Source organism: Bradyrhizobium sp. 187, assembly GCF_023101005.1.
Taxonomy (GTDB): Bacteria; Pseudomonadota; Alphaproteobacteria; order Rhizobiales; family Xanthobacteraceae; genus Bradyrhizobium; species Bradyrhizobium canariense_D.
Window position 1 is genome coordinate 5,839,781 of record NZ_CP064693.1, and the last position, 20,336, is coordinate 5,860,116.

General features: G+C 64.2%; 19 protein-coding genes. 7 read left to right on the forward strand and 12 right to left on the reverse strand.

The genetic code is table 11. From position 1 onward, the window contains the following. Positions 1-7: 7 nt before the first annotated feature. The 7 genes from IVB19_RS28305 to IVB19_RS28335 all read right to left on the reverse strand — a co-directional run bounded on the left by IVB19_RS28305 (position 8) and on the right by IVB19_RS28335 (position 6,866). Positions 8-319 carry a septal ring lytic transglycosylase RlpA family protein gene (locus IVB19_RS28305; RefSeq protein WP_085350223.1) on the reverse strand — a complete coding sequence of 104 codons (312 nt, stop codon included), beginning with the start codon at positions 317-319 and terminating at the stop codon, positions 8-10. A 102-nt stretch (positions 320-421) separates the two neighbouring features. After that, complete coding sequence (locus IVB19_RS28310; RefSeq protein WP_085350225.1) at positions 422-1,267, reverse strand: CmcJ/NvfI family oxidoreductase; 846 nt, start codon at positions 1,265-1,267, stop codon at positions 422-424. Between the two features lie 405 nt (positions 1,268-1,672). Continuing rightward, positions 1,673-2,773 (reverse strand): LLM class flavin-dependent oxidoreductase, encoded by a 1,101-nt coding sequence (locus tag IVB19_RS28315; RefSeq protein ID WP_247820378.1) that lies wholly within the window; start codon positions 2,771-2,773, stop codon positions 1,673-1,675. A 29-nt stretch (positions 2,774-2,802) separates the two neighbouring features. After that, complete coding sequence (locus tag IVB19_RS28320) at positions 2,803-3,975, reverse strand: acyl-CoA dehydrogenase family protein (RefSeq protein ID WP_247820379.1); 1,173 nt, start codon at positions 3,973-3,975, stop codon at positions 2,803-2,805. After that, positions 3,969-4,769 (reverse strand): ABC transporter ATP-binding protein, encoded by an 801-nt coding sequence (locus IVB19_RS28325; protein ID WP_247820380.1) that lies wholly within the window; start codon positions 4,767-4,769, stop codon positions 3,969-3,971. Before IVB19_RS28325 ends, IVB19_RS28320 begins: the two co-directional genes overlap by 7 nt. Next, positions 4,763-5,785, reverse strand: coding sequence for an ABC transporter permease (locus IVB19_RS28330; protein ID WP_085360715.1), 1,023 nt, complete (start codon positions 5,783-5,785; stop codon positions 4,763-4,765). Before IVB19_RS28330 ends, IVB19_RS28325 begins: the two co-directional genes overlap by 7 nt. Further along, entirely contained in the window at positions 5,763-6,866 is a 1,104-nt protein-coding gene (locus tag IVB19_RS28335; protein ID WP_247820381.1) for an ABC transporter substrate-binding protein, read from the reverse strand. Before IVB19_RS28335 ends, IVB19_RS28330 begins: the two co-directional genes overlap by 23 nt. A gap of 475 nt (positions 6,867-7,341) precedes the next feature. Between IVB19_RS28335 and IVB19_RS28340 the strand changes: the two genes are divergently transcribed. Next, positions 7,342-8,322 (forward strand): ABC transporter substrate-binding protein, encoded by a 981-nt coding sequence (locus IVB19_RS28340; RefSeq protein WP_247820382.1) that lies wholly within the window; start codon positions 7,342-7,344, stop codon positions 8,320-8,322. 381 nt (positions 8,323-8,703) lie between these two features. Next, positions 8,704-9,798 carry a catalase family protein gene (locus IVB19_RS28345; protein ID WP_247820383.1) on the forward strand — a complete coding sequence of 365 codons (1,095 nt, stop codon included), beginning with the start codon at positions 8,704-8,706 and terminating at the stop codon, positions 9,796-9,798. 5 nt (positions 9,799-9,803) lie between these two features. Here the strand turns inward: IVB19_RS28345 and IVB19_RS28350 are convergent, their stop codons facing one another. Beyond that, positions 9,804-12,875 carry an ATP-binding protein gene (locus tag IVB19_RS28350; RefSeq protein ID WP_247820384.1) on the reverse strand — a complete coding sequence of 1,024 codons (3,072 nt, stop codon included), beginning with the start codon at positions 12,873-12,875 and terminating at the stop codon, positions 9,804-9,806. Positions 12,876-13,077: 202 nt separating this feature from the next. On the opposite strand from IVB19_RS28350, the gene IVB19_RS28355 reads away from it, so the two are divergent. Beyond that, a complete protein-coding gene (locus tag IVB19_RS28355; protein ID WP_018457475.1) occupies positions 13,078-13,257 on the forward strand; it encodes a hypothetical protein in 180 nt (59 codons plus the stop codon). Between the two features lie 204 nt (positions 13,258-13,461). Here IVB19_RS28355 and IVB19_RS28360 read toward each other — a convergent pair whose 3' ends face one another. After that, positions 13,462-13,893 (reverse strand): hypothetical protein, encoded by a 432-nt coding sequence (locus tag IVB19_RS28360; protein WP_247820385.1) that lies wholly within the window; start codon positions 13,891-13,893, stop codon positions 13,462-13,464. Between the two features lie 333 nt (positions 13,894-14,226). Between IVB19_RS28360 and glgC the strand changes: the two genes are divergently transcribed. The 3 genes from glgC to IVB19_RS28375 are packed head-to-tail and all read left to right on the forward strand — an operon-like array spanning position 14,227 to position 17,247. Further along, complete coding sequence (gene glgC, locus IVB19_RS28365; protein WP_007613273.1) at positions 14,227-15,489, forward strand: glucose-1-phosphate adenylyltransferase; 1,263 nt, start codon at positions 14,227-14,229, stop codon at positions 15,487-15,489. Then, the gene (gene glgA, locus IVB19_RS28370; protein WP_247820386.1) at positions 15,486-16,940 is read left to right on the forward strand and encodes a glycogen synthase GlgA; all 1,455 of its coding nucleotides are present in this window, start codon (positions 15,486-15,488) and stop codon (positions 16,938-16,940) included. The genes glgC and glgA overlap by 4 nt, the downstream gene beginning before the upstream one ends. Before the next feature lie 46 nt (positions 16,941-16,986). Further along, positions 16,987-17,247 carry an SWEET family sugar transporter gene (locus IVB19_RS28375; protein ID WP_018457471.1) on the forward strand — a complete coding sequence of 87 codons (261 nt, stop codon included), beginning with the start codon at positions 16,987-16,989 and terminating at the stop codon, positions 17,245-17,247. Between the two features lie 44 nt (positions 17,248-17,291). On the opposite strand, the gene IVB19_RS28380 is transcribed toward IVB19_RS28375, so the two are convergent. Further along, on the reverse strand, positions 17,292-18,089 hold the full coding sequence (locus tag IVB19_RS28380) for a DODA-type extradiol aromatic ring-opening family dioxygenase (protein WP_247820387.1): 798 nt from the start codon (positions 18,087-18,089) through the stop codon (positions 17,292-17,294). 158 nt (positions 18,090-18,247) lie between these two features. On the opposite strand from IVB19_RS28380, the gene IVB19_RS28385 reads away from it, so the two are divergent. Further along, positions 18,248-18,427, forward strand: coding sequence for a hypothetical protein (locus tag IVB19_RS28385; RefSeq protein WP_007601069.1), 180 nt, complete (start codon positions 18,248-18,250; stop codon positions 18,425-18,427). 16 nt (positions 18,428-18,443) lie between these two features. On the opposite strand, the gene IVB19_RS28390 is transcribed toward IVB19_RS28385, so the two are convergent. Together IVB19_RS28390 and IVB19_RS28395 are read right to left on the reverse strand one after the other, a co-directional pair. Next, positions 18,444-19,904, reverse strand: coding sequence for a carboxylesterase/lipase family protein (locus IVB19_RS28390; RefSeq protein ID WP_247820388.1), 1,461 nt, complete (start codon positions 19,902-19,904; stop codon positions 18,444-18,446). 81 nt (positions 19,905-19,985) lie between these two features. Next, positions 19,986-20,231, reverse strand: a complete 246-nt coding sequence (locus IVB19_RS28395; protein WP_247820389.1) for a hypothetical protein — start codon at positions 20,229-20,231, stop codon at positions 19,986-19,988. Between the last annotated feature and the right edge of the window lie 105 nt (positions 20,232-20,336).

The window sequence follows — 20,336 nt, forward strand, 5'->3', positions numbered from 1 at the left end:
GGCAGGTCTATTCCACCGAGACCCGCACCACGCCGGCGCTCATCATGCCCAGCGCCTTGGCAGCCGGCACCGAGAGATCGACGATGCGGCCGCGGATGAAGGGGCCGCGATCGTTGACGCGGCACTGAATCGAGCGGCTGCCGTAGGACACCCTCAGCACGCTTCCGAACGGACGCGTCCGGTGCGCGCAGGTCAGCTCACCTTTCCCGGCTTTTCCGTATCCGTAATAGGAGGCAAGCCCGCTTTCGGCGTGGGCAAAGGAAACTGCAGAAAGCGAAAACGTAGCAAGGCAAGAAAATAACGTGGTCTGCGCTCGCACGGCACCCCTCCGGGTTGGCCTGCCCCGGGCGCAAACGTTTGTCGGTTCCCGTGGGTTCCTGAGCCACTGCCGGGCCGCGCCCGGCAGTGCTATCACAGTTTGTTACTGTTTGTGGAACACGAGCGTCCGAACCTCGATGCTCTCGCGCGGCGCAGCATCGGCCGGCGTCGTCGGATCGGCGAACGCGGCGTGCGGCCCGAAGCGGGTGCGGCCATCGGTCGCGGAATCGTAGCACTTGAGCAGCAGTGCTTCGTCCGCCGTCATCTCGGGGAAATAGAACCAGCGATGGTTCGGATTGTATTTCACCGAATAGATTTCGCCGCGACGGTTGGGATAGATCAGATCCGAGGCGACGAGATCGTCGGGCGCAACCGTCGTGCCGTCGGCCATCGCCAGCGGCGAATCTCGCAACGGACCGCGGATCGGCCGCCACAGATTGATCACTTGGACGCGGCCCTTCAGCAGCTCTTCGGCCTCATCGGGCAGATGCTCGCGCACGCGGTTGGCGCCTGAGACGACGGTCTGATCGACGTGGACGCGCGTTGCCGGCTGACGCGGGCCACCGTCGCGAATATCGAGGGCACCCTCGACGCGCCTACGCACGGTATGGTCGAAGATGACCACGCGGTCGGCTTTCAGCGTTGCGCGCAGGAAGGCCTCGACGGCGGGATAGTAGACCGCCTTGATTTCCTCCTCATTAGAGAAGTCCTTCACCTGATGTGGATGCCGCACCAGCGCAAAGCCTTCGCGGTCGAGCGAGATGTTTTGTGCGATCAGCCGGGCATCGAAGATCGGTACCTGATGCGGCTCCGGCAATGACGTGCTTTTGGGCTCGCCAGGCGGTGGATCGAAGGCGTAAGTGCGCGGCTTGCCCGAAACCGGCGCGAGGTAATTGAGTTCAGCGGTGACGAAGGGAAGCGATTCGATTTTTGTTTCTTGCAGGCCCATGGCCGGTCTCCCGATGTGGTCGTCTGGATGATTTTTGAGGACACCGGGCGTGCTGCAAGGGAGTTGGTGCAAATAGCAATGCGAGTGCTGTCGCTGGCATGAAACGCAGAACAAACGCATCGCGAAATCCGGCCGGGTTGGAATGCGCCCTGCCCGCTTCACGGATGCTTGAGAGCCTTGTGAGATCTCGTGCCCCGGACGCAGCGCATCACGCAGTGGTACGCTGCTGAGCCGGGGCCTATCTCACCGGGAGCATCTGTGCGGCATGGGTCCCGGCTCTGCGCAGTAGCGATCTCGGCCGCCTCGAGCTTCTGCTTGATCAGACCCCAGTGAAGGTAGAGGTCGATTTCGCTCTGCTCGTCCGCGACCAGCCGAACATTATCGCGTCGGCCAGCATGAGACGGATCATTCCGCCGCCTCGCCGCGAACAGCCTGGCGCTTGGCGATCAGCTCGCGCGTCAGCGGGATCAGCTCACGGCCATACTCGATGGCATCGGGAAGCGGATCGAAGCCGCGGATCAGGAAATGGCTGACGCCGAGGTCGTAATAGTCGCCGAAGACCTCGGCGACCTGCTCGGGCGTGCCGACCAGCGCGGTGGTGTTGCTGTTGGCGCCGGTGAGCTTTGCGATCTCGGTCCACAGCCGCTTGTCGATGCGGCTGCCCTGGTCGGCGAGCGAGAGCAGACGCCGCGCGCCAGCGGTGGCATGGCCGTCGGCGGGCTTGCGATAGCCGGTCTTGTCCTGGAGCGCGGTGGCGCGCGCAAGAATCTCGTCCGCCTTTTCCCAGGCCTGCTTCTCGGTCGGAGCGATGATCGGCCGCACCGAGAGGCTGAAGCGCGGCGTCCGACGGCCCTGCCTGACGACCGCATTGTGAACCCGCGAGGTGACGTCGCGCACCTGCGCATAGGATTCACCCCACAGCGCAAAGGTGTCGGCATGCTTGCCCGCGACGTCGATCGCAGCGTCAGAGCCACCACCGACGAAGGTGTAGATGCCGGCCTTCTGCAGCGGCTTCACCTGCGAAAAACCGTTCTCGACGTTGTAGTACTTTCCGCTGTAGTTGAACGGCTTCTCGCTGGTCCATTCCAGCTTCACCACGTCGAGAAACTCGCTGGTGCGGGCGTAACGCTCGTCCTTGTCGTCGAGCGTATTGCCGTCCTGCCTGAGCTCGGCTGCATTGCCGCCGGTGATGACGTGGAGCGAGACGCGGCCTCCATAGAGTTGGTCAAGCGTCGCAAGCTGCCGCGCGAGCAGCGTCGGCGCGGTAAAGCCCGGTCGCTGCGCGATCATCACTTTCAACGATTTGGTGATGGTCAGCACATGCTGTGCGACCTGGAGCGCATCGGGCGTGGTCGAATGGAACGCCAGCAGCGCACGATCGAAACCCGCGAGCTCATGCGCCTTCGCGACCGTCTCGATATAGGCGGCATCGAGCACCGGGCCCTGGCGTACGATGGTCTCGGAAGCATTGCTGTTGGCGATAAAGCCGATGAACTCGACCGACATGATGTTCTCCCTGAATGTTTGGCGGCAGGCTAGAGGCCCAATGCGGCACGGCCGAGGCCGGTGCGCGTGGAATCGTCCTGCGGCGTGTGCACGCGACCGCACAGGACGTCGCGATAGTGCCGCTCCAGCGGATTGGCGTGGGACAGGCCGTGATTGCCGGTCAGCGACAAGGCATCCTCGACCGCGGCGACGGCGTTATTGGTGACGGCCAGCTTGATGACGTTGGACTCGGCCGCGGAAAGCGCGACACCGTCATCGAAATCACCGGCAAAGGATGCGATCAGCCGTGCATTGACGATGAGCCGCGCCTCGATCGCGCCAAGGATCTCCTGCGCCCGCGGCAAGGTCGCAAGCGGCGCGCCCAAGCTGGCAGGGACCCGCTGCTTCAGGAACCCGACCAGCCAGTCGCGTGCAGCCCGCGCAACGCCGTCATAGATCGCGGCGACAAAGATCGTGTGGACCGTCGCCTGCGCCACATCAGGTGCGCGCCAGTCCGCCGGCTCGCGCACATCGATCTCGGCATCGAGGGGTATCACGACGTCCTCGAAGATGACGTCGTGGCTGCCGCTGGCCCGCAGGCCGTGATGATCCCATGTCTCGACGATGCGCGTGCCTGGCAGGCCCGCCGGCATCAGGAACTGTCCAACGCGCGGCTCGGCTTCGTCCGTCCGCGCCCAGACCAGATACCATTTCAGGATCGGCGATCCCGTCGAATAGATCTTGTGCCCCGAGAGCCGCCAGCCGGTCTCGGTCCGACGTGCAATGGTCGCGGGCAGGCCGCCGCGCGCAGGCGAGCCCAGTTCGGGCTCGACGCGGAGCGCATTGACGAGCGCAAGGCCTTCGACGCTCTCGCGTGCAAGCTTGCGCGACAGCCGCGCCGGCCAGGTCGGGCTCCGTGCCATCACCAGATGGTTGATGTAGTGCATCGACAGCACCAGCGCGGTCGACGGATCGGCCTTGCCGATGATGCCGAGGACGCGGGCGGCGTATCGTGCGCCAGCTCCGGCCCCGCCATGGGCGGCAGGCACCGTCAGCGACAGCAGGCCTGCTTCGGAAAGCTCGCGAAAGTTCTCGAACGGGAAGCTGCCGGTGCGATCGTGCTCGGCCGCGCGCGCGGCGAAAGCCTCGGCCAGCGCCTCGGCACGTGCGATGTAGTCGGGCTCGTGATGCGCCGCGCGGCCCTTGGCGATCGAAGTCACCATGTGGCGTCCAATCCGAGCAGGCCAAGGATCTGACGGCGCAAATCCGCGAGATAGGGATCGCCGCGATGGCGCGGATAGGGCCGGTCGACACGAATGTCGGCCTTCACGCGCGCCGGGCGGTCGCTGAACACGATGACGCGGTTGGCGAGCACCAGCGCCTCCTCGGCGTCATGCGTCACCAGCAGCGTGGTAAAACCCTTGCGCTGCCACAGCGAGACCAGCTCGGCCTGCATGGTGATGCGGGTCAGCGAGTCGAGCTTGCCGAGCGGTTCGTCGAGGATGAGGATTTTGGGATCATTGACCAGTGCGCGGGCCAGCGCGACGCGCTGCGCCATGCCGCCCGAGAGCTGGTGCGGATAGGCATTGCGGAAGGACGATAGCCCGACGAGATCGAGCGCGGCATCGACGCGGTGACGCTGGCTCTTCAAGATGCCCTGCGCCTCCAACCCGAGCGCGACGTTGTCCCAGACCGTGCGCCAAGGAAACAAGGTGGGATCCTGGAACACGACGACGCGCGACGGGTGCGGTCGCGTGATGCGCGCCTCGTCCTCGCGCAGCGTTCCGGACCGGGGCTTGTCGAGGCCTGCGACGAGGCGCAGCAGCGTGGACTTGCCGCAGCCGGAGGGGCCGAGCAGCGCAACGAACTCGCCCGGCTCGACGGAGATGCTGACGTCGCTGAGCACCGGCAGCTCGGCGCCGTCGATGTCGAAGGCGTGGCTGACCTGCTCGATGTCGAGCGCGGCACCGGCCGCCGGGTGAGCGTCGAAGTCAGCCAGTGCGGTTGCGGCTACCATTTCACTGTCCCCTTTTGCCAAACCAGCAGGCGATCGCGGATCGCAAACAGCAGCGTGATCGCGCCGGAGCAGAGCAACGACATCACGATCAGCGCCGCATACATGTTGGCATAGGCGGCCCAGCCCTGCGCCCATTGCAGGTACCAGCCGAGCCCTGCCTTGACGCCGATCATCTCGGCGACGACGAGCACGGCAAAGGACGAGCCGAGCCCCATGAACAGGCCGACGAAAACGTGCGGCAAGGCCGCGGGGATCGCGACCTTCAGCACCAGGAAGGAAGGCTTCGCCCCGAGCGTCCGCGCGACGTCGTAATATGCGTTGCTCACGCTCGCGACACCCGACCAAGTCAGCACGGTGACCGGGAAGCCGGTTGCCAGCGCGATCAGAAAGGTCGATGCGCTCCAGCTCGACGGAAAGGTGAAGAAGGCGATCGGCAGCCAGGCGGTCGCCGGCAACGGGCCGATGAAGCGCAGCACCGGATGCACCCAATAGCCGACCGCGCGCGACCAGCCGATCGAGACGCCGGTCAGGAAGCCGACCGTCGCGCCGATCAGATAGCCGCCGAGCTGGAGCTTGACCGAGGCGAACACGCTGTCGAGCAGTTTTGGCAGATCGTCGGTGTAGACCTCGATGATCGATTGCGGCGGCGGAAAGAACGGCAACGGTAGCCAGGCGAATTTTGCCGTCGCGACTTCCCACAGGGTCAGGACAACGCCGAGCACGACGAGCCACGGCGCGCGCTGGCGCAAGGCCCGGCCCGTCGAACCGAGGTAATCGGCACCGACCGTCCCGAACAACGCGATCGCTGCGATGACAAACGCGGCAATGCCGAGCGAATGGGTCCGCGACCAGTCGCCGACGTCCTCCCACCACAGGCAGGACAGGCCGAAGGCAATCCACGCCACGCTGGCGAGAATGCCGGCACCGGAGTCCCGGACCCAGCTCGTCAGCCAGGGTGCGCGCGAGAGGCGCGGCGCGCCGGAGGCAAGGCCGTCAGACAGCGAATACGTCGACATAGATGCGCTCCGCGAATCTGGCCGTATCGGTGCTCTGCTTGAACACCTGCACGCTCTTGAGATCGTCGGCATAGGCCTTGAGCTCGCGCTTTAGCACTTCGCCGACGGGGTGATGGTGATGAGTGTGGTAGCGCACCATGCCCTCGATATCCGTGAGCGACGCCGTCTTCGGCGCGTAAGGCTGGAACGATTTCGCCGTCACAGACGGATTTTGCGCGGTGAACATCGCGGCATCAAGCAGCGCCTGCGTCAGGGCGCGCGCGACCAGCGGCTCCTCGCGCACCAGGCTGCCGCGCAGGCCGAGGATGCAGCAGCTCTTGTCGCGATACTCGCCATCGAGATTGGAGGCGACCTCCTTGTACTGGCTGTCCTTGAGCCAGAGATAACCCAGCGGGTCGGACGACAGGAATGCCTGCACCTCGCCCTTCTCGACGGCGACGTTGAGAAGGTTGCCGGGATAGGCGCGCCAGTCGACATCCTTGTTCGGATCGATACCGAGCTTGGCGAGCTGAATGGAGAAGAAATTCTTGTCTGGGCCGCCGAGATCACCGACCGCGACGATCTTGCCCTTGAGATCGGCAAGCTTGCTCACGCTGGAATCGGCGCGGGTCAGGACCCGCATGCAGCCACCGTGGGTGCCGGCGGCAATCTTGACGTCAAAGCCCTGCTCCAGCGGCTTTAGCCAGCGCAGCGCCATGCCGAGACCGGCATCGCTCTTGCCGGTTGCGATGGCCTCGAGCAGCTGGTCGGTCGAACCGGAATAATTGATGAGCTCGATGTCGAGATTATGCTTCTGGAACAAGCCGTGCTCGATGGCGACCGGCACCGGGGCGAGACAGACCGCGCCCGCGTTCCAGGATAGCTTGAGCTTGCGCGGCGCGCCGGTGAGCGCGGGCACATCCGACGCAGTCCGGCACAGCGGAAACTCCGAGAGATCGACGCCGGGCGCGATTGTCCGCGGCGCAAAGGCCTGTGCCGCACCGAAGGCACCGAGCGGCGCAGCGAATGCCGCAGCTAATCCCGCCTGGAGCAAATGGCGCCGGCCGAGCCTCGATCCGTCGCGCTTGTCGTCGTCGTTCATCCGTCTCCACTCCTGCGCTGGCACGGCTCCGCCATCGGCACAACAGCTTGCGTTGCGCCTGTTCCGTGCGGACCTGCGTCGAGAGAAAATCTTTTCGCCGGCGCCTGCTCGGTGCCTTGATGCGATGCGCAAATCATGCGGCGCGTTCGCCGTATCGTCAATGAAATGGAATTTCGAATGTGGCACGAAGCGAAGTCATTCTCTCCACCGGTGCGTGCGAGGACGACGAAAGGATTTCCGCCGATGGATCGATTGACGGAGCACGGGGCTACTCCCTCTCCTGCTTCATTTTTGCGCAGCATCAGTGGCGCATACCGCACGTTCTCGAAATCGGCGCCTCGCTGAAACGTCCTTGCCGATCGCGCGCGCAATACGGTTAGCCATTTCATTGACCGCGCATCATGCGGCCATAGACTTGATCGTCTCGCTGCATCGTTCGCTCACGCGTCGTGGGCAAAGCAACAAGACAGGCCACATGAGCATCAACTCCCTCGATCATTCCATCGCGCGCCGGCTCGCTGCATCGCTGCTTGCCGCCGCCATCACCCTGTCGACGGCCGCGGCGTCGTTCGCAGCCGATGCCGTCGTGCTGCGGGTCGGCGACCAGAAGGGCGGCAATCGTTCGCTGCTCGAGATCTCGGGCTACGCGAAGGATCTGCCTTACAAGATCGAGTGGTCGGAATTCCCCGCGGCAGCTCCAATCCTGGAGGCGCTCAACGCCGGCGCGCTCGACGTCGGCTATACCGGCGACCTTTCGTTCCTTTCCGTCTACGCGGCCGGCGCGCCGATCAAGGCGATCGGCGGCACAAGGTCTGATGCCAAGACACAAGCCATCCTCGTGCGCCAGGATTCCCCGATCAAATCGGCCGCCGACCTCAAGGGAAAACGCCTCGCCGGCACGCGCGGCGGCTGGGGCCAGTTTCTGATCGACGCCACGCTGGAGAAGGCGCAGATCAGGCTGGAGGACGCGACCTTCGCGCCGCTCGGCCCGGTCGACGCCAAGATCGCGCTGGTTGCGGGCTCGATCGACGCCTGGGCGGTGTGGGAGCCCTACGTCTCGTTCGCGACGCTCAAGGACAAGGCCCGCGTCATCGCCAATGGCGAGGGCCTGACGCCGACCATCACCTTCATCGTCGCTTCCGACAACGCCATCGCCACCAAGCGCGCAGCGGTGCAGGACCTCGTGCAGCGGCTGAACAAGGCGCGGCTGTGGTCGCTGGATCATCTCGGCGAATATGCCAAGAACACGGCCGAGCTGACCAGGCTTCCGGAGGACGTGCTGCTCTCGGCCTACACCGCGCAGCGCACCAGCCCGATTCCGATCGACGAGAACGTCGTGAAGGAGGTGCAGGAAGCTTCCGACCGTTCGACGCGCTACGGCATCCTGCCGAAGAAGCTCGACGTCAGCAAAGCCGTCGACCGCAGCTTCACCGCTGCGGCCGCGGGATCGAACTAGGCGGAGGCGGCGGGATGCGCGGGCTCCGTCTCAACGCTGGCCCGCTGCATCTCGCCGCGATCTTAGTCGCGCATTTGGCCTGCATGAGCCTGATCGTGTGGCTGTCGCTTTAGACGCCAGCCAGGACCCCCGCTCGCCGGCCCGGCCTTAAGGAAAAAATCAGGACAACATAAAGAGCCCATAAGGACTTACGAGACGCCGCTGGCCTAGCATCGACCGTGTGATCGCGTCGGTAACAGGATGCCTCATCCCACGGCTTGTCCAGGCAATCACAACTCGCTCTCGGGTTGCCGATCCCGACTGGACGGGCTTACAGTGATCCGCCCTGCGGCCGTCGACGCTTGCAATGGGAAGGCGACCTTCGGGCTGGAGATCAGCGCCATGTCAGCCGATCAGTATCTTCGTTACGATCCGTCCGTCGAACACATCCTGCCGGAGGAAGCGGCGGCGGTCGAGGAGATCGTTGCTTCGATTTCGCGAACGAGTGATCGCACTTTTCGCAAAGACAAGCATGGGACCCGGCAGCAGCACGCCAAGGGCGCCGGCTATCTCCGGGGCGAACTGATCGTCTACGACAATTTGCCGGATCATCTGCGCCAAGGCCTGTTCAAGCAGGTTGGCCACTTCCCGATCATCGTCCGCCTCTCCACCGCATTCAACAGGAGCGATCGTGTCCGTTCGCCGCGAGGGTTTGCCATCAAGGTTTTGGGCGTGACGGGGGCTAAGGCGCTCGGCGACGACGATTCGACGAACCAGGATCTCCTGCTCGTCAATCACCCCAGCTATTTCGCGGATGCAATGGCCTATATGCGCGCACAGCACAAGGTCGAGCACACCCTGTTCCTGCCTGATCTGGCGTACGGACCCATAGGCTTTTTGGCGCGCGTCCTGGTCGCCGCATCGGACAGAACAGGCATTCCGATCCCGATCGTCTTGAAAGCGCTCGGTGACGCCGGCAGCAACATCCTCGGAGAAACCTTTCACACGGAGGGAGCATTGCGGTTTGGCGATTATATCGCAAGGCTTCGCCTGGTGCCGATGTCGGCGTCGGTTCGCCAACTCACCGGCCGACCCTGCCACGATGCCGATGATGCCGTGCTGAACAGCGTCGTTGCGTTCTTCAAGGATAATGCGACCGAGTACGAATTATTCGCCCAGCTCTGCACCGACCTGGAGCGAACACCGATCGAAGATGCCTCGATCGACTGGCCTGAAGACGTCGCGCCGCCGCAAGCACTCGGCAAGATCACGCTTCCGCGCCAGACCGCCGACAGCCCCGCGCGTCGCGTCTATTCCGACGAGGTGCTTTCGTTCGATCCATGGCGATGTCTCGCCGCGCATCAGCCGCTGGGCTCGATCATGCGATTGCGCAGGGATGCCTACCGTGCCTCCCGCACGCTGCGACAGCAGCAAAATCAATTCAAGGTCAAGCAACGGCCCGGCGAACCGCGAGAGATCGCGGACCTGCCGGATTGAGCCGATCACCGTCCCGCAAGATCGGGCCCGGTGTCCCGGCCTGCGTCGAAAAAGGATGCCGAGCGCAGCGGATCATTGGGATCAAGCGTCTCTGCCAGCGATGCGATCACCTGGCAGGAGCGGTCCCGCCACTTGGCAGCCCTTTGCGCTTGTCCGAGGCTGCCATAGAGCACCGCGGTCGTGCGGTAAACGCGCCAGGTGGCATGCGGCAACCTGGCATGGCGGAGGATCGACATGGCCGCCGACAAATGCCCGCCGGCGAGTTGCGCATTCCGCTTCAGGATCGCAATTCTCGCCATGGCCTCGTAGCACAGCGCGAGAAACGGCCGGTCAGGTGCCGCGCTCGTCACCTCGTGAAACTGGCTGGCCGAGCCCTGGGCACGGTCCAGATCGCCGATCGCGATCCAATAGTCGCAGCAAGTCAGCAGATAATGGGGGATGACCAGCGACTCCATCGGCACCCGGTCGACCTCCATTCGCCGCTCCATCGCATCGAGATGCTGCCGCGCCCGAGCGAGGTCGCCCATCCTGACATAAGCTCGCGCCAGCAGATTTCTGCCAACGAAGAACGTGAACGGATTGGCCTCGATCATCGGGCCGAGCGCATCCTCCGCACGCCGTGACGCGCTGCCATATTCCTCCGCCTCGGAGTACAGCCATCCGATCGCGAGATGACACAGCGCGACGGCCTGCGGATTTGCATTCCGTTCCGAGATAGCCAACGCGGAGACGAGGTTTCGTTGCGCCTGGCCCCATTCGCCGAGATAAATCTGGGCAAACGCCTCGACCGATTCATAAAGCACGAACAGATAGACGTCACCGACCAGGCGGGCGAGCTCCTTTCCCCTGGTCGTCGCATCGCAGCAGGCCGGATAATTCGCGCGCAGAAACTCCAGCACCATCTCCATCGAGCAGCGTCGCAGCCGCATGCTCAGATCCTGCTCTCCGGTGATCAGTGCTGACGCACGCTCGGCAAGGTCCGCATTCTCACGATCCCAGCCGCGGAGCATCAGCTTCAAATTGGCAACGTTGCCCTGGACCAGAGCGCTGAATGCGGCGTCGTCGATCGCCCTGCTTTTGATAAGGGCTTGTTCCGCAACAGGCAGGCTCTGGCGCCGATCGACGTAAAGACAGAATCTGCTGAGATCGACCAGCGCGTTCACCTCTTCGCGCACGTGCCCGTTCTCCGCCGCGTGCGCCACGATAGCGCTGAGATCCTGCAGGGAATTCAGGAAATCTCCACTGGCCCGCCAGGCCCAGGCGCGCTGAAGCAGCAACTTCAGACGTGCCGTCACCCGAAATTCCGGCGGCAGATGCGGCACCAGCTCCAAGGCGCGGGACAGGTAGTTGGCGGCCTCACGTGTGCTGAACCTTCGCGCGGAGCCCTCGGCAGCCGCGCCCAGATAATGCATGGCTTTCGGGAAATCACGGCCCAGTTCGAAATGGCGCGCGATAACGGCGGCGATCTCCGCAGCCTGCGGCCCATATCCCTGCTCGAGCCCCGCCCCGAGCAGTGCATGGGTTTTCGCGCAGCGCGCTGGTGCGAGCCTCTGGTAGAGGATCTCCTGGTAAAGCGCGTGCTGGAACGCATAGCGACCGGAGACGCTTCCGTTCGGCCACTCGGTCATGCCAGCCCCGACGATAATGCGATCGGTCCGCGCCAGGTCCTCGCACATCTGCTCGACATCCAGCACGGGACGGTCCAGCGCACCGGCGATATGGAGCGCGGAAAACTCCGCTCCCGCCGCACTGGCGACCTCGAGCAGGCAGCGCTCGTCCACGGTGAGGTGATCGATCTGCTGCTTGATCATTCCTTCCAGATCGCGCGGCATGCTGTCATGCGAGGCCGCGTCTTCGCTGACCAGCCGCCAGCCCCATTCGTGCTCGACCAGCGCACCCTGCGCCACGAGATGATCGAGCAGAGACGACACGAACAGAGGATGCCCGCCGGTTCGCGCGAAGATGCGCTCGACCAGCTCTCTGGCAAAATCAGCCGAGTTGAAGCGCAGGGACAGATAGCGTTCGACGTCGGTGCCGGTCAATCGATCGAGCGCGAGTTCGGTGGCGTGTCCGTGAATCCGCAAGTCCTGATGAACGGCACGGATAGGATGTCCGCCGACGGCGACTTCCATCGGCCGGTAGGTGGCGAGCACGAGGATAGAAGCCCTCCGATCCCGCCGCGCCAGCCGGGAGAGCACATCCACGGTGGCAAAGTCGCTCCAATGCAGATCTTCCAGGATGATCACCCATGGCCGCGTGACGGCGAGATGTTCCATGAGATCGGAAAATTCGCGCAGCATGCGCTCCCGCGTTGCGCCAAAGACCTCATGCTGGAATGTGGCCCGCTCTGCTTCGCCGAGGAAACCGGGCATCTGCGCGAGCCAGGTCGGCGCGTGCTCGCGGATGGACGTCAGCAGCGATGCTCCATCGGTGCGACGGCAGCACTCGTTCAGCGCTCCGATCAGCGGAAGAAAGGCCTCATGGGTGCCGAACAACTCGTTGCAGCTACAGTGCAGCACGCCAAGTCCCTGCTGGTTCATCCTGTCGAGCGTCATTTGCAAGAGGGTGGTCTTGCCGATCCCGGCCTCACCGGTGATGAAGACGACCTGACGCTGTCCGGTGCGAGCCAGTTGCAATGCCTTGTCCAGCGTGTCGAGTGCCCCGGTGCGCCCGACTCTCCAGTGCCGGCGTCGATCGACGACCTGCTCCGTGACGGAAGCGGCCTCCTCTTCGGGCGCCCGCTCGATCGCGGGCAAGTCGGCGGTCGCGACCGGCGCAATGAAACGATAGCCGCGCCGCGTGACCGTCTCGATGTAGTTGGGGGATTGCCTGTCGTCGCCGAGCACCGAGCGTAGCGCGTTCACGGCAACGGCGAGGCTCGACTCGCTGACGTGCAGATCGGACCAGACCGCGTCGAGCAACTCTTCCTTGGTGACGAGCTCACCGGGCCGACCGACGAGATAGCAAAGAACCTCGAACGGCTTCGGCGCCAGCGCGATCCGCTCCCCGCCTCGCCACAACAGCGCGTTGGCACGGTCGAGGCGGAATTCACCAAAGGCAAGCGCGTCTCTACGCACGGCTCCGACCCCCGGATGCTCGCCCATCTTAAGGGAAAGCTCAGCCAAATGTAAGGACGCGATAAAGACCTGCGCCCTGCGCCGGCACTAGCATTGGCCTGTCCATTTCAGAGACGCCGGCAAGGCGTCGGAGGGCCTTTTCATCACGCTGTCATTTCAGTCGGCAGGCAGTCGATGCCTGAATTTTGGCAAGGAGTTGGCCATGAGCATTCTAAAACATCTGGCGATCTCGCCTCTCGCTTTTGCCATTCGCCATTACGACATCAGGGTCATATTGGGCCTCACCGTCCTCAGCCGCATCTTCCTCGTCGCCATCTACCTTGCGTGCGGCGGCCCGGGCCTGTCCGAGTTCGATCTCGCCAACGCCATCGCGCTGCCATGAGCTCGGGACCGCTCGAATGGTGCATCGAGATCGCGATCATCGTCGCGATCTGCATCGGGATTGTCGTGGGCGGGCATGGCCGGCTCGTCGTGCCGCATCACCGGGTTCAGCGCGCGCAAGCCGATCGGGCCGCTTGCATTCAGCGGCCCTCAAACCTCTTCAGCGTCGTCGCCCTGCGGCGAGCGGGTCCGCCCGTTTGATCGATCACCAATACGCGCGGTGATAGTACCGGTAATACGGCCGGTAGTAGCCGTAACGAGGGCCGAAATACGGGCGGTAAGGCCGATAGTAGCGCGGATAAGCATAGGCCGGACCATAGCCGTAATAGGCCGGCGCATAACCATAGCCGTAGCCCGGGTATCCGTAGCCGCCATAATAGGGCCCGCCGCCATAGTAGCCATAGCCATAGGGCGCGCTGCTGGCGATGGCACCTGCGATGATCGCGCCAGCGGCAAGGCCGCCGAGACCCCATCCAAAACCTCGGCCGCGCCAGTGCACCTGCGTGACATCGTCGCCGACGGCGGCCTTCATGGTTGCGACATTGGTGGGCAGCGGAGCCGCCGCCACCTGCTGAATCCCCCCCGCCATGACCGCGGCGGCGAGCGAACCGGCGACTGCCGTTTTCCAGACCCTCATCGTCTTACTCCTTTCTGACGTTTGGCTCGGACATGGATCGCAGCGCCATCATCGGGCATCCTGGCGCGAGGTCAAAGCCTCGAGTTTTGCGTGCACCGCACAAGACGCATGCCTCCATTCTGATCAACCGGTACCTGACGGGCTCGACAACCTCGCCGCGAGTGACACCGGCAGGACGGTGCCTGGGGCCCGATCACGGCGGCAAAGCATTAAGCTTCCGGCGCATTCGCAACCAACAACCACCTTCCCGATTTACTATTCGTGCCGTTACTATCGGTTCCAATGTGCGCGGCCGGGAGGCTTCTCGCGAGCGCAAGAGTTGTGGAGAATGACATGAGTGCCGCGAGACCCGAGCCGCTTGCCCGTCAGGCGCTGGCGTTTGTCCTGGCCGGCGGACGCGGCAGCCGGCTGCTGGAGCTGACCGACCGGCGCGCCAAGCCTGCGGTCTATTTCGGCGGAAAATCCCGCATCATCGATTTCGCGCTGTCGAACGCGGTGAACTCGGGCATCCGCCGCATCGCCGTCGCCACCCAGTACAAGGCGCACAGCCTGATCCGGCACCTTCAGATGGGTTGGAACTTCTTCCGCCCCGAGCGCAACGAGAGCTTCGACATCCTCCCGGCGAGCCAGCGCGTCTCCGAAAACATGTGGTATGTCGGCACGGCCGATGCAGTCTACCAGAACATCGACATCATCGAATCCCACGCCTGCCGCTTCATCGTCGTTCTCGCCGGCGACCATATCTATAAAATGGATTACGAGGTGATGCTGCGCCAGCACGTCGACAGCGGCGCCGACGTTACCGTCGGCTGCCTGGAGATGCCGCGCCAGGAATCTTCCGGCTTCGGCATCATGCATATCGACGAGAACGGCTGGATCAAAGAGTTCCTGGAAAAGCCGAAAGATCCGCCGCCGATGCCGGGCAAGCCGGACGTCTCGCTCGCCAGCATGGGCATCTACGTGTTCGACGCGAAATTCCTGTTCGAGGAGCTCAAGCGCGACGCCGAGGATCCGAATTCCAACCACGATTTCGGCAAGGACATCATCCCCTACCTCGTCAAGAACGGCCGCGCCATGGCGCACCAGTATTCGACCTCCTGCGTTCGCTCGGGCAGCGACCCCCGCGCCTATTGGCGCGACGTCGGCACGGTCGACGCCTATTGGGCCGCCAATATCGACCTCACCGACGTGGTCCCCGAGCTCGATTTGTTCGACAGCGCCTGGCCGATCTGGTCCTATTCGGAGATCACGCCACCGGCAAAATTCGTCCACGACGAGGAGAGCCGGCGGGGCCAGGCCGTGAGCTCGCTGGTCTCGGGCGGCTGCATCATTTCCGGCGCCTCGCTGCGGCGCTCACTGCTGTTCACCGGCGTGCGCGTCAACTCCTACGCCAATGTCGAGAACGCCGTGATCATGCCCTATGTCAATGTCGGCCGCGGCGCGCGCCTGAAGAACGTCGTGATCGATCGCGGCGTCGAGATCCCGGAAGGGCTCGTCGTCGGCGAAGATCCCGAGCTGGACGCAAGACGCTTCCGCACCACCGAGCAGGGCATTTCGCTCATCACCCAGCCGATGCTCGACAGGCTCAATACATGACGCCTGTTCGCGTCCTCGCGGTCGCCTCTGAAGTCTATCCCATCGTCAAGACCGGCGGCCTCGCCGATGTCGCGGGCGCGCTGCCGATTGCGCTGAAGGCGCATGGCGTCGAGATGCGCACCTTGATGCCGGGCTATCCCGACGTGATGCGGGTGCTGGGGGGAGCCGACGAAATCCGGCGCTGGCCGGATTATTTCGGCGGACCCGGACGTCTGCTCGCCGGCTCGCATGACGGCCTCGATCTGTTCGTGCTCGACGTGCCGCATCTCTACGCACGGCCTGGCAACCCCTATGTGACGCCCGAAGGCGTGGACTGGCCGGACAATGGCGTGCGGTTCGCAGCGCTCTCGCGCATCGCGGCCGATATCGGCCACGGCCTCGTGCCTGCCTTCGTGCCCGACGTGGTGCATGCCCATGACTGGCAGGCCGGGCTCGCGCCAGCCTATCTGCACTACGACAACCGGCCGCGGCCGGCCACCGTGATGACCATCCACAACATGGCCTATCAGGGCAAGTTCGCGCCCGAGCTGATCGGTTCGATTGGCCTGCCGTGGCGTGCTTACGGCGTCAACGACCTCGAATATTTCGGCGGCATCAGTTTCTTGAAGGCCGGCCTGCAATTCGCCGATCGCATCACCACGGTCTCGCCGACCTATGCGCAGGAGATCCAGACCGACGAGGGCGGCATGGGGTTCGGCGGCCTGCTTCGCGCCCGCGCGAACGCGCTGAGCGGAATCCTCAACGGCATCGATGTATCCGTTTGGAATCCGCAAGAAGATCCGCACATCGCCTACCGCTTCGGCGCGGAGGACCTCACGTTCCGGGCCGCGAACAAGGCGGTGCTTCAGCAACAGTTCAATCTGGATTCCTCGGACGAAGCGCCATTGCTCGGCGTCATCAGCCGCCTGTCGTGGCAGAAGGGGCTCGATCTCCTGCTCGAAGCTATTCCGACCATTTTGCGCGAAGGCATGCAGCTCGCTTTGCTCGGCAGCGGCGATCGCGATCTGCAGGATCGCTATCAAGCCGTTGCGCGCGCGAACCCTGGCCGGATCGGGGTCGTGATCGGCTACGACGAGATCATGGCGCATCTGATCCAGGCCGGCTCGGACGCGCTCATCGTGCCCTCGCGGTTCGAGCCATGCGGCCTGACCCAGCTCTGCGCGCTGCGCTACGGCGCCGTGCCCATCGTCTCGCGGGTCGGCGGCCTCGAGGATACCATCGTCGATATCGGCGAGGCCGATAAATCAGGCCGCGATGCCACCGGCTTCAAGTTCGCACCCGTCACCGCGGATGCCCTCGCCAGCACGCTGCGCAAGGCCAACATCGCCTTTCACGACAAGCTGACCTGGCGCCGGCTGCAACTGAGCGGCCTTGCGACCGACGTGTCCTGGCGCAACCGCGCCGGTGACTATGCCGCGCTCTATCGCGGCCTCATGACCGCGCGCGCCTGAGGAGCCGCATGCGCGACCATCCTCGAATCAATGCTATAGAGCCGCCATGGACCCGTTCTTGATCAAGCTGATCGGCTTTGCCGCCGCGACCTGCACCACCGTGGCCTACGCGCCGCAAGCCATCAAAGTGTGGAAGACCCGCTCCACCGGCGATATTTCGCTCGGCATGTTCCTGGTCATGGTGCTTGGGCTGGCGCTCTGGCTCGTCTATGGCCTGCTGTCGGGCGATGCGCCCCTCGTCGCCGCGAACGCCATCACCATGGTGCTCGCCGGCGGCATCCTGTTCATGAAGCTGAAATACGGGTGAGCCACTCTTCTTCACCTCTCCTCGCTTGCGGGAAGAGGAGAAGATCACCCGCCAAACACATACGACGCCATCGCCACATTCGCGACCTCGTCGACGAAGACGCGCTTGCCCGTGTCGCTGCCGGCGGCGCCGGCGGCCACCATCAGCGGCAGCAGATGATCTTCGCGCGGATGGGCCAGGCGCGCACTCGGCGCGTTCTCCCAGTCAACCAGCATCGCGTTGCGCCGCGCCGCGTCCTTGTGGCTGATCGCCTCGTTCAGATAGGCCTCGAAATCATACGAGACCGGCTTCGACTCGGCACGGCCGAACCCGCGCATGTTGTGATAGGTGAGCCCGCTGCCGACGATCAGAACGCCTTCGTCCCGCAGCGAGGCAATCGCCTGCCCCACCCTGATGTGTTCGGCCGCGTCGTAGCTCGATCTCAACGACAGCAGCACGATCGGCATGTCGGCGTTCGGATACATCAGTCCGAGCGGCACGAAGGTGCCGTGATCGAACCCCTGGTTGGGATCCTCCCGGCAATCGACACTCGCGCGCGTGAGCAGCGCCTTCACCTCCGCGGCGAGCTCGGGCCGCCCCGGCGCCGGATATTTGAGGTGATAGGTGTGCTCGGGGAAACCGTGATAATCGTACACCATCGGCGGATGCGCCGAGGTGGACACGGTGAAGGCGTCAGCCTCCCAATGTCCTGATATGACGAGCACGGCCTTCGGTCTTTCGGGCAAGAGCTGTGGCAGCCGGCCGAACGCCTCGGCGGTTTTCGCGTATTGCACCCGCCTGTCTTCCATGAACGGCCACGGACCGCCGCCATGCGACAGGAAGAAGGTGGGAAATCGCACCATGGGTGAAGGCTCGCTTCGTTGGCAACATGCGCGTGCGAACTGCACGCGCGATCTGCCGCGAGCATAGGCAAACCCGGATGGTTAGCAAGACGTTAACGATTTGCTGCCCAGAATCCCGGGCGTAGCCGAAGGAGTCGGCCAGCAGCCAGGGACGTGAAATGAAGAAGTTTGCGTTGGGGGACGTCGTCAACAGTGACAAGGGCCGCCGCGGCGTCGTTCGCGCCGCCTACAAGTCGAAGGAAGGCCAGCAGTTCTACGCCGTCGAGAAAGACGGCGCGATGGACTATCTGGAGGAAGACCGGCTAAGCCCGGCGCCGCGCGTCGAGCTCGCGGCTTAAGTCCAACTCATCCCCTCTAATGCGCGAACCGGTCCAGACGCTCCGACCAGGGGTCGTCTCCGCTCGCGATGCCATCGTTCGCGATCAGCAGCAGGCGATCGCTGCCTGCGGCCGAATCCCAATGCGGCAGGTCCGCACCGTTGGGATCGCCGCTCTTGGCGAAATTGATCCAGTAGGCGCGCATACGATTTGCGGCCTCGCGATCGGCTCGTGACAAGATGCCTGCACCGGGCATACCTTCCACGCCGAAGATGAACTGCAATTCTCGCCCGTGACCGCCCTCGGGGTTTGCGCGCCGTGCCTCCGGCACATAGGCGAAGCGATAGCGAAAGGTCGGCGCACCGCTGGCGGCATGCAGGCGCGCCAGCAGTCTCACTGGCTCGGAGAAGACCCTGTCGGTGTAGAATCTTGCCGCGCGGTCCGAGGGTCTGGCGAAATCGGGATAGAGCCTGCGCAGCTCATCGCTGGTGGTGCCTGACGATGCCAGCTCTTCCCGGATATCCAGCTCGCCGTCGAAACCGGTCTCGTCGTCGTTCGAGCCAATGATCAAGGGGATGCGGCTCTCATGTCCAGCTGCGAAACCCGCGGCGACCTCCTCGCCCACCAGACTCCCATCGATCGTCGGCGCGAAGCTGCGCGGCGATTTTTCCAGTAAATGTTTTTCGACGGCAAGCAGGCGTTGCGGTTCGGCTGTACGTAAATCGGCCTGTCGCCCCAGCACCGCCACGAATTGCCGCCCCACAATTTCGGCCTCTTGTGCCGAACGCAGGCGCGCACGGCCGGGGATCGATTGCAGAATGGCTTTCTGGAAGAGATCGCGCGATTGCTCCGACAGCATCAGCAGCGCGATCGACGTTGCGCCTGCGCCACTGCCGAACAAGGTGACGTTGGTGGGATCACCGCCGAAGGCCGCGATGTTGTCGTGCACCCAATGCAGCGCCGCGATCTGGTCCATCAGGCCGTAATTGCCGGAGCCGCCTTCCGACAGCGCGGGATCGCTGAGCCAGCCGAACGCGCCGAGGCGAAAATTCACGGTGACCACGATGAGGCCAGCCTGCGCGAGCCTGGCACCGTCGAACAGCGGATCATTCGCGGTGCCGCTGACGAAAGCGCCGTCGTGGATGAACATCATCACCGGTAGCGGGCCGTCGACCCCGAACGGACGAAACACGTTCAGCGTGAGGCAATCCTCGCTCGATCCCGGCAGCGAGGGCTGAAGACACGGCGCGCCATAGGCATAGGCGGTGCGCATCTCCGAGCTCTCGGGTGCAGCCTGCGGCGGACGCCAGCGCAGCGGTCCGATCGGCGCGGCCGCATAGGCCAGCCCCTTGAACGAGGCCACCTCGCCTTCGACGGCGCCAAGCATCTGTCCTTCGCGCGTCAGCGCAAATGGAAACTGGCCGACCGGCTGGGCCACGACCGAGCCGGCGCAACAGAGGACGAGAGACGTCGCAAAAAGCGCGAACACAGACCGCATCTTCGGAGCATCTCGACGCGCGGAAGGATTTTGGGCAGGTTATGTCCGTGGCCCGCCGCGAGGCAAGCGCCGCGGCTGCGCCTAGCTCCGCTTGGCGGCAAGCTCCGCCAGTGCGTGCCGTGCGATGATGCCGAGCTCACCGAGCGTGGTGTGACCGGACCGCGCCGCCTCGATCAGCCGCTCGGCGATGAACCTGCGGCTGTCGTGATCGCCGCCGTGAGGCAGTTGGCGGCACGTCTCCTCCAGGACGACGTCCATGTTCGCTTTGGTCCGCTCACTCAACTCTGTCATGACGCCCGTTTGCACGCGTGGCAAAAACAAGAGCATACACAGGTGGATCGACCCTGATTAGCCCGGGAAATCACGGCCCTTGTGCATCGCGATGCGTGTGCCGCCGCAACATTCACGCGGCCATGATGACGCCGCAAATGG